Raw genomic sequence first — 9,978 nt, forward strand, 5'->3', positions numbered from 1 at the left:
CGGAGGCGTACCCGAGTCTCTCGTGCGGTGAAGCCCCGAGATCCCCTACGCACACCCATTGAATAACACTCGCGCCCTCTTCGCCTGCAAGGGCAGATCGCGCGATGAGAGCGGACGGTCACAGAGCGTATCCGCACACGTCCGCCGTGGGCTGGCGGTCACCCGCCCGGCGGTCGACGACGGCCGCGCTCTGCCGCCCCGGCGGCAGAGCGCGGGTGCACGAGCAGGGTGACGTCAGATCTGGTCGGCGAGGTCTGCCACGGCCTCGGCGCAGCCCCACGACAGAGTGACACCCGCACCGCCATGGCCGTAACAGGCGATCACGGGGACGGGAAAACCGTCGACGTGTTCCAGGCGAATGGTGTCGCGGGCCGGGCGGAGCCCCGTGGCGCGCGAGAGAACGGGCAGCCCGGCCAGCGCGGGCATGAGGGAGACCACCCGGCGAAGGATCGCCTGCTCGATCTCGGCCACGGGTTCCGTGGCCCATGAGCCGACCTGCGCCACGCCGCCGCAGACGATGTCTTCACGGCGGGGAACGATGTAGGTCAGGCCCCCGGGGTTCTCGGTGTCAGTGATCCACTCGGTGATTCCCGGGTTGGCCAGGCGGACGATCTGCCCTTGGACGGGATACATCGAATCGTCGTCGAGGAGGGCTCCGGAACCCATCCCGGCGGCGACGACCACCAGGTCGGCATCGCCGGCGAGGTCGTCGACGGCCGTGACCTTGCGCTCGACGAACGTCACCCCGAGGCCCGTGCAGCGCTTCTCCAGCCACGGAAGGTAGTGCGGCATGGATATGACGGGCACGGTCGCCCGCACCCCCGCCACCGCGCCGGAGGGCAGCTCGTCCGCGGCGGCCTCGTGGTGGAGGGGGACCGCATCGGTCCATGAGCGGTCCTCCCCGACGTGTCGCTCGACCACGAGGCCTTCCCGGAGATCGACACCGGCGGCACGGTCGGTGGAAAGCTGCTCGAACCGCGCGCGGGCCGCGAGCAACCAGCCCATCAGCGACGGCGATGTCCCGCTCCGGTAGGGAAACCACACGGCCGCCGCGACGCTGGACACACTCTCCTCCGCCCGCTGATCAGCGATCACCGTGACGGCATGGCCGCGCAGGGCCAGATCGTGGGCGATGCTCAGACCGACGATCCCCGCTCCCACGACGTTGACACGTTTCGACACCACCGCGGCACCCCCAATGCCTCGAATCCGATACGGACTTCACTGCGCGATGTTCCTCATCGTCGCGCTCAAGTCACTGCCGCTCGCCGCAGCCGGCCGCGTGATCACGATATCTTCCGGGCCGGGGACACGCTTGTTCTTCCAGATCTTGTCGGCCACGCTCGCCAACAGGTCGTCGATCTCGGGGTCCGCAGCCTTTCACCACAGCGTTCCGCGGCGGCCGAGGTCAGGGTCCGCCTGGGGTGAAGGTGCCGAGGGGCAGTTCCAACTCGATCCAGACCACCTTGCCGTGGCGGGTGGCGCGGCTGCCCCAGCGGTGGGCGAGTTCATTGACCAGGTGCATACCGCGGCCGCCCTCGTCCTCCTCGGAGACGCGGCGCACCCGGGGTACCTGGTTGTCGGTGTCGGCCACTTCGAGCGTGAGGACCCGGTCGCGGAAGAGCCGTAGCTCGGTGGGCATTCCGGTGTGCAGCAGGGCGTTGCTGACGAGCTCACTGACCAGCAGTTCGGCGACCTCGCTGAGCGACTGCAGCCCCCAGGAGCACAGCCTCGCCCGGGTGAACCTCCGGGCCTCGCCCACCACGGCCATGTCGCCGGACAGCGGCAGCATGGCGATCCAGTCGTCACGTACCGGCATTGCCCGCGCCATGATGATGGCGATGTCATCCTCGCTGTCCTTGGCCGACAGCGCGTCGAGCACGGCGTCGCAGCTGGCCTCCAGGGACGGTCCGCGGTTGGCCACGGCCTGCGAGAGCAGCAGCATCCCCTCGTCGAGGTCCCGGTCGCGCCGTTCGATCAGTCCGTCGGTGTAGAGCACCAGAACACCGTCCTCGGGGAGGGTGATCTCCACGTTCTCGAAGGCAACGCCGCCGACACCGAGCGGGACGCCGGGGGGCAGGTCGATCAGCCGCGTGGACCCGTTCGGGTCCTGCACCACGGGTGGCGGATGTCCGGCGCAGGCGATGATGCAGCTGCGGTCGACGGGATCGAACACCGCGCACACACAGGTCGTGAACTGCCCGTCCCCGATCGCCGACGCCGTCTCGTCCAGGCGCCGGAGCACCCGGTCCGGGGACATGTCCAAGGTGATCAGCGTGCGGGCCGCGGTGCGCAGCTGGCCCATGGTGGCGGCGGCGCGGATGCCGTGGCCCATCACGTCGCCGACGATCAGGGCGACCCGTCCACACGACAGCGGCACGACGTCGAACCAGTCGCCGCCGACCTCGCTGACGACGCTGCTCGGCAGGTAGCGGTAGGCGATCTCCAGGCCCGGTGTGAGGTGGACCTCCTGCGGCAGCAGGCTGCGCTGGAGGGTGAGCACGGTGTCGCGTTCACGCCGGTAGAGGCGCGCGTTGTCGATGCAGACCGCGGCGCGGGCCGCCAGCTCTTCGGCGAGCGCGACATCGGCCACCGTGAAGGGCTCCGGATTGCGCATCCGGATGAACTCGGCCCCGCCGAGCACCACACCGCGGGCGGGCAGCGGCACCATCAGATACGAGTGGACGCCCGCGTCGAGGCCCGGCTGGACGCGGTCGGGGTGCGCCACGATCCGGCGCAGGGCGGCCTCGTCCACCTGCGCCACCAGGATGGACCGGCCGGTGCGCAGGCTCTCGGCGTAGAGCTTGGCCGACCGGGAGGTCCCGCCGACCTCGTCGGCCGCCCCGATCATGCCCGACTCGTTGACCTCGCCGACCGCGACAGCACGCAGCAGAACCCTTCCGTCGGTCGGTGACGTCGTCTGGTCGCCCTCCTCGTCCCCGCCCTGGACGACCGATTCCAGCAGGTCGACCGTGGCGAAGTCCGCGAACCGCGGGATCACCAGCTCCACCAGTTCTTCCGCGGTCCGCTGCAGGTCGAGTGTGGTCCCGATCCGGGAGCTGGCGTCGTTGAGCAGTGCCAGCCGCTCCTGCGCGGCGTGGGCCTCCTCCAGCGCCTGCTGGCGGGCCTTGGACGCGTCCCGCTCACGGGTGTAGAGCAGGGCGTTGTCGATCGAAACCGCGGCACGGGCCGCCAGCTCTCCGGCGAGTGCCAGATCTTCCTCGTCGTAGGGCCGGTCGGTGATGGTCCGGTAGAACGAGACCACTCCGACCACCGCGTCGCGTGCGATCAGCGGAACCACCATGAAACTGCGGAGACCCTGCTCGCGCGACGCGGCGTTCCTGATCGGATCCTCGGCGAACCAGCTCAGCCCCTCTTCGTCCATCCGGGGTACCAGCACGGGCCGACGGTGCGCCAGGCTCCAGGCGTACGGCGTGGTGGGATGGAACCGGTGGACGTCGCCGACCGGGGCCACCGGCACCATCCCCGCACCGTCGGTGGTGTGGAAGGCCAGGCGGCGCAGGAGCGCCGACCGGTCGGGCGGGCCGGGGACCTCCTCGCCGCGCAGCAGAGCGTCCACGACCTCGACCACGACCGTGTCGGCGAGCGTCGGAGTGGCGACCTCGGCCAGTTCGCGCGCTGTCTGCGTCAGGTCCAGCGTGGTGCCGATGCGGGCGGACGCCGCATTGATCAGCGCGAGCCGCTCACGGGCCGCGTTGGCCTGGCGCAGCGCCTGTTGCCGGGACTCCCCGGTCTCGTGCTCCCGCCGGTAGAGCAGGGCGTTGTCGACGGCCACCGCGGCCCGGGAGGTCAGCTCGTCACCCAGCGTGACATCGTCCTCGCCGAACGCCTCCATGCCGCCGCGCCGCGAGTACACGACCATGCCCAGTACGGCCCCGCGCACGACCAGCGGAGTCACCCGCACCGTCCGGGACACCCGGGTCTGGTAGGCGTGGACCCGTTCGGCGGCCTCAACCGGGGCGAGCGGGGGGAGATCCACCGAGGGCACGATGACCGTCCGGTGCGTCGCCATCGCCTCGGCGTACGGCGAATCCCGCGGCACCCGGTGGACCGCGTCGACCGGCAGGTCCCGTACCGGATAGCCGGGGTCGGAGCTGGCGATCGCGAGGCGGCGGACCTGCTCCGCCCCGTCGGGTGCCGAGGAATCCGCGTTCTGCCCGGTGATCAGGCGCTCGAGGACGAAGACGCCGCTCACATCGGCCAGCCGGGGGACCATGGTGTCGGCGAGTTCCTGCGCGGTCCGTCCCAGATCGAGTGTGGTGCCGATCCGAGACGTGGCGTCGACGAGCACTTCGAGCCGTTCACGCGCTGTGGCGGCCCGCGACTCGGCCTGGAAGCGCTCGGTGACCTCGATGATCGTGGAGCTCACCCCGAGGATCCGACCGGTCCGTTCCTCCAGCCGGAAGTAGGAGGCCGACCAGGCACGTTCCTTCGAGGGGTCCGCGGGCGTGATGCCGTGGGACCGGGCGTCCACGACCGGTTCGCCGGTCTCCAGCACCTGCCGCATCACCGCCTCGATCTCCTCCCCGTTGAGCCCCGGCAGCACCTCGGTCAGGCGCCGGCCCAGATGCTGATCCGCGGGCAGGCCGTTGATCCGGGCGAGGGCGTCGTTGAGCCGTACGAAGCGCAGGTCGGTGTCGTAGACGGCCATGCCGACGGGTGACTGCGTGAAGAAACTGTCGAGGACGGCCAGGTCGGACTCGATGCGGCGGATCTCCCTGACGTCCGATGCCACGGCGAGGACGAGGGGACGGCCGGACTCGGTCGGGATGGGATGGGTACGGAACTCCAGGTTCACCGAGTGGCCGTCACGGTGCTTCACGGGGAAGACCCCGGACCACGCCTCGCCGCCCAGAATGCCGGCGAAGAGGTCCATGACGCGCGGCTGCTGTTCCACGTCCACGAGCAGGTGGGAGGCGAAGGCGCCGACGGCCTCCTCGGCTGTGTAGCCGAGCAGCACCTCGGCGTCGGCGCTCCAGTGAATGATGCGTCCGTCGTCCTGGATCAGCGCTGTGGCGATGGGAATGAACAGCAGGCCGCGTGACAGCGCCTCGCCGCCCGCCGCGTCGCGTCCCACGTCCGCACCAGTCGTCGGCCCGTCCATTTGCCTCTCGATTGCATGGTCAGGAGACCGCCCGGAGGTCATTTTTCCGCTCTGCCATCTTCCCACGTCCGCCGCCGCTCGCTCGCGGAAGAGCGAAGACTGCTCCTGGCTGTGCCTTTCACCCCGGTGGGTCATGCGTGTCCGGATCGCCGCTGGTCAGCCAGGTGATTCTGCGAGTGGGGGGCGAGGCGGCGCGGGTGCCGTCCGGGCCGACCGACGCGGTGGGTCCTGGGGGTGTCGTGTCGGGCGCCCTGGCGTGGCTGAGGTTCACGTTGCCCGGATTCAGCAACGACGGGTGACGTCTCATTGCCGGTCGCTGTCCTTACCTCCTTGATCACGGCGGGAAGAGAGTGAGGTCCAGCGGATTTCGGCGGGCAACGGTGGGGGAGTCGAGCGATGACCACGATGAGGATCGGCGCTGAGCGGGCGGCGGGCGGATCGCCGTCGTCCCGACGGGGGGCCGGCCGGAACCGGCTGGTGGGTGCGGCGCTGATCGTGTTGTCCCTGGTATCGGCACTGACCTGCGCTTTCGTCTTCACCAGCTGGCTGCCCACCGACGGTGCCCTGTATCGGGAGTACCGGGCGGCCGAGGTGTGTTCCGTGCGCACGGTGATACCGGCGTCGGAGGACTGTCTGCGGGAGCTGAGCTTCACCGTCGAGGGCACCCACAAGACCGCCAAGAACATGCGGGCGACCCTCCTCGGCCCACGGCCCTTCGGGAGGGTGGTGGTGCCGTTCAGTGACTCGGGGCCGACGCTGAGTGGGCTTCAGAAGGGGGACCGGGTCACGGCAACTGTCTGGCGCGGCGTGGTGGTCATGGTCGCCGAGGGGGACGCCCGGCAGCATTCCGCCGACGCGCCTCGCGACGAGCCGCAGATGACAGCCGCCGTCGGCACGTTCGCGGGGCTGCTGGCGGCGTTGGCATTCATGTTCGGTGCGATGCATCTGGTCCGCCCGCGTGATCCCGGACTGTTCACCTGGCGCCCGTACGGCAAGTGGCTGCTCATCGTCACCGGGGCGACCTGCGTCGTCGTGGGTCTGGGCACCGTGTGGACGGGCCTGCCGTGGCTGCTCGTGCCCACGGTCTGCGGGGTGGTCGTCGCCGGTACGGCATGGCTCCTCCACCGAGACCTGCGGCTCGGACGCGCGAACGCGGCAAGCCGGCCCGCCCAACACCTGTCGAGGCAGGCGCAGTGAACAGGAACGGATCGGCGACCCACCCCCGCTCACTCTTGAGGAACGGTACTTTGCCGTGTACCGGCTCTTCATCCGGCCTGCCGGCAGGCCGGGATGTCGGCCGACCGACAGCTCCGGGGGGTCTGTATGCGGTGGATCGGCAAGCGGCGGAACGGCACACCGGAGTCCGGTGATCCGGCGGCCGAGGTGCTCGCGCGGCTGCGGGAGGGCAGTGCCTCGGCCGAGCAGGACGGCCGGGAGGGCAGGCCGGGCAAGGCGGTGAAGCGGTATCGCGAACTGGTCGTTCGTGCGACGGCCGCGCCCGGGCCCGACGACCCCGCCACTCTGGCCATGCGGCACCAACTCGCCCACTGGACAGGTGAGTCGGGCGACGCGGAGGGCGCGGTGCGGCTGTTCGCGCAGCTCCTCTCCGACCGCGAGCGGCTGCAGGGATCCAGGCATCAGGACACCGGACTGGCCCGCCACCAGCTCGCCCACTGGCACGGCCGGGCAGGGCGAGCCGACGAAGCCGTACGCCGTTACGAGGAGTTGCAACGTTCGGCCGAGCAGGAGGGCCGTACCGAGGCCGCGCTCAACCTGCTCTGCGACATGGGCCACTGGCAGCAGCAGGCCGGCGACAACGCCGCCGCGCTGCGCACCTACACCCGGATGCTGAAGACTGCCGAGAACGAGCTCGGCGGTCGGCACGCACTCACCGGTATCGCCCGCCAGCGCTATGCGGAACTCGCCGGCGGGCTGCCCTTCGGCCACGAGCGAGGGCACGACAGTCTGCAGGACCTGGTCGCGGCGGCCGCGGAGGTCGAGCGGAGCGGCGACCTTTCGCGGGCGAGCCGCATGTACGGCCAAATCGCCGATAAATGCGCGCAGTTGTACGGCGCGGGCAGCGACCGGAGACTCGGAGCTCTGGTCTCGCAGGCGAAGGCGGCCATGCGGACGGAGGACCTGGACGAAGCCGTCGTCTGTTTCGGGCGCGTGCTCGCGTGCATGGAGCTGCGAGGAGAGGGCCCGGGCTCACCCGAGTACGACGTGCTGTCCGAGCAACGGGACGGACTCGCCCGGTCCACCCGGGAGACAACGCTCCACATCGGTGACACGGCGGGAACCCTGCTGGCCAGGCAGGTGGAAGCGGCACCCGCCACGGCCTTCGGGCTGCTGGCCCGGGAGAACCGCGCCCGGCACCTCACTCGGGTCTTCCCGGTCAGCGACGGAACCGATGATCCGCAACCGCACAAGGTGAGCATCGAGCAGTGGCTCGGCGTGATCCAGCGCCTGGCCGACCAGGGGTGCGAGGCCCGATCCTTCTACTTCGCCCGCGCGGACCGTCGACCGACTCCCGAGGAGATCGCCCTGTGCGCGCGGCTGGGGCTGCTCGGCGTCTACGTCTCCAACGAGGGTGCCGGCAATGTGAACGTGGAGGCGTACTCCTTCCGTGGGGGCACACCCCAAGTGGTGTCGATCGTCGTGGTGGACGAGGAGCAGGCGGCGCCGGAACCCGCGCCGGCCCGCGGCCCGGGCGGTGCCACGGCCGTCCATGCCGAAGCCGAGGCACTGGGGGAGTGGCGGCAGGTGGGGCGGGCCACGTCCGCGCGGACAGCGGAGGATCCGGCGGCCTTCGGTTCCTACGAGGTCCTGGAGCGCGTCGGGGAGGGCGGGTTCGGCCGCGTCTACCTCTGCCAGGATCCCGACGGCGTCATGGTGGCGGTCAAGACCCTGCACGCGGAGTACGCGGCCGACTCCTCGATCCGGGAGGGGTTCACGCACGAGGTGCAAGCGGCCCGTCGAGTCAGTGGCCGGTTCACCGTGCCGGTGATCGCAGCCGACACGAGCGGCGGGACCCCCTGGATGGCGGTGCCGTTCGTGGCCGCACCTTCGCTGCAGGAGGTGGCCGAGCGGTGCGGCGCCCTGGATGCCGCCACCGTCCGGGGTATCGGTGCGGGCATTGCCACCGCGCTCACTGCCATCCACGCCGAGGGCATCGTGCATCTCGACCTCAAGCCCGCGAACGTGCTGCTGACCGAGGACGGCCCCCGCGTCATCGACTTCGGCATCGCGCAGATCGAGCGGCTGACCGAGCCCCGGAGCGGCTTCGCCGGGACGTACGCCTACGCCTCGCCGGAACAGATACGGGAGCACGAGCAGTTCACCCCGGCCAGCGACGTGTTCTCCCTCGGCACGCTCCTCGCCCGCCTCGCCCTGGGGCGCCTTCCCTGGGGCAGGAAGGTCCTCGCCGTGATGACCAACATCTGCGACGGCACGCCCGACCTGGCGGGTCTGCCGGCCGAACTGGAGGAAGTGGTGCGGTCGTGCCTCCAGACCGATCCGGCCCGGCGGCCGACCCCCGCCGCGGTCGCTGCGGCCCTCGCGGCAGGCTCGGCGGGGGCACCTCTCGGACCGGAGGTGGAACGGTTCGCCCCGCCGCCCCTGCCCGCCGAGGCGACCACCATCATCCGGGAGCACGCGACCCTCCCGGCCACCCGCCACTTCGAGACGCTCGTCCACACCCGGGTCGCGAGGCCGGACGACACCACGGTCGCGGCACGGCCGACGATGGGCGGCGACACCAGTGACACGCCGCGCGAGGACCGCACTCCCGACACCGCGGCTCAGGACCTCGAAGCCCAGGTCCTCGCCTGGGAACGCGAAGGCGGCTCGAAGCCGACCGGGCAAGTACGCCGGGAATGCGGCGCCTTCGCCGCGGAGGCGCGCTCCCGGCTGGGCGAGGATCACCCCCTGGCCCTGCGCCTCAAGGTCTCCCACGCCATGCTCGGCTACGACGGGACGGACGGGACGGACGGGACTGCGTACGCCGAACGCGTCGTGGACGAGGCCGCCGTACGTCTCGGCGACGGCCATCCCACGGTCCGGGACGCCCGTACGCTGCTGGCGGCGCTGAGGTCCGCACCGCCGGGCTGAGTTCTCCCTGCGGCATCCTGGGAATCCGGGCATGGCCGGACGCCCGCCGGGGGCGTGGCCCCGGCGGGCGCCGGCTGCTGGAGCGGTTGCGTGCCGGGGTGTTCACGCCCGGTGGCGGACCAACTGGAGCAGTTCCGCGTTGTGGTGGCGGCGGGCCCAGGCGATGAGGGCGAAGGGGATGATCAGGATCAGTGGTGTGGCCGCGTAGTGGCCGTCCAGCGCCGTCACGTTGGTGATGAACGCACCGATCATCAGGCCGATGAAGGCGGTCGCGGCAATGCCGGACAGAACCGGGATCAGCAGGGCGATCCCGCCGGCCACCTCAAGGCTGCCGACGAAGTACATGTACCAGTCGCCGAAGCCGATTTTGTCGAAGCTCTCCGCGGCGGCGCTCGCCGCGAACAGCTTGGGCAGCCCGCTCGCGACGATGAAGAACAACGCGAGCACGACTTGCAGCGTACGAAGCGCGATGCGGGCCTTGCGGCCCGGAGCGGCGGCGGTGCGGGACGTGTCAGTGGCGGCGGTGGCGGTCGTGGTGGGCAGGGCTGCCTGGGACATCGTGATCTCCTTTGCGGGAAGCACCCGTTGTGCTTTCACAGAGGTAGACGGCACCGCCCCACCGAACTCATCGGCCGCGGCGAACTTTCGTGTGGGCGGCGCGTCTCAGCGTTTGTGGCGCTGGGCCTGAGCTTGAAATTTAACCTTTGTGGCCTTTAAGGCGATTGCGTTCAGTGATGCTCTCG

The 9,978-nt window shown here is 70.6% G+C and carries 5 protein-coding genes; 2 read left to right on the forward strand and 3 right to left on the reverse strand.

The window, feature by feature from the left end:
* Positions 1–234 precede the first annotated feature (234 nt).
* On the reverse strand, positions 235–1,182 hold the full coding sequence (locus tag C6N31_RS27835) for an FAD-dependent oxidoreductase (protein ID WP_198358507.1): 948 nt from the start codon (positions 1,180–1,182) through the stop codon (positions 235–237).
* A 226-nt stretch (positions 1,183–1,408) separates the two neighbouring features.
* Positions 1,409–5,098 carry a SpoIIE family protein phosphatase gene (locus C6N31_RS27840; protein ID WP_187144694.1) on the reverse strand — a complete coding sequence of 1,230 codons (3,690 nt, stop codon included), beginning with the start codon at positions 5,096–5,098 and terminating at the stop codon, positions 1,409–1,411.
* Between the two features lie 423 nt (positions 5,099–5,521).
* Here C6N31_RS27840 and C6N31_RS27845 point away from each other — a divergent pair, with 423 nt between their 5' ends.
* Both C6N31_RS27845 and C6N31_RS27850 read left to right on the forward strand, forming a co-directional pair.
* The gene (locus C6N31_RS27845) at positions 5,522–6,322 is read left to right on the forward strand and encodes a hypothetical protein (protein WP_198358508.1); all 801 of its coding nucleotides are present in this window, start codon (positions 5,522–5,524) and stop codon (positions 6,320–6,322) included.
* Between the two features lie 126 nt (positions 6,323–6,448).
* Positions 6,449–9,235, forward strand: a complete 2,787-nt coding sequence (locus C6N31_RS27850; protein ID WP_187144693.1) for a protein kinase domain-containing protein — start codon at positions 6,449–6,451, stop codon at positions 9,233–9,235.
* 102 nt (positions 9,236–9,337) lie between these two features.
* Here the strand turns inward: C6N31_RS27850 and C6N31_RS27855 are convergent, their stop codons facing one another.
* The gene (locus tag C6N31_RS27855; protein WP_138351776.1) at positions 9,338–9,793 is read right to left on the reverse strand and encodes a DoxX family protein; all 456 of its coding nucleotides are present in this window, start codon (positions 9,791–9,793) and stop codon (positions 9,338–9,340) included.
* Positions 9,794–9,978 lie beyond the last annotated feature (185 nt).

The sequence above is a fragment of the Streptomyces fildesensis genome (genome assembly GCF_016107395.1).
In the GTDB taxonomy this organism is placed as follows: domain Bacteria; phylum Actinomycetota; class Actinomycetes; order Streptomycetales; family Streptomycetaceae; genus Actinacidiphila; species Actinacidiphila fildesensis.

Excerpts from the sequence above, each read along its gene's own strand:
- C6N31_RS27845 (WP_198358508.1), top strand. The coding sequence starts at position 5,522 with ATGACCACGATGAGGATCGGCGCTGAGCGGGCGGCGGGCGGATCGCCG.
- C6N31_RS27850 (WP_187144693.1), top strand. The coding sequence starts at position 6,449 with ATGCGGTGGATCGGCAAGCGGCGGAACGGCACACCGGAGTCCGGTGAT.
- C6N31_RS27855 (WP_138351776.1), bottom strand. The coding sequence starts at position 9,793 with ATGTCCCAGGCAGCCCTGCCCACCACGACCGCCACCGCCGCCACTGAC.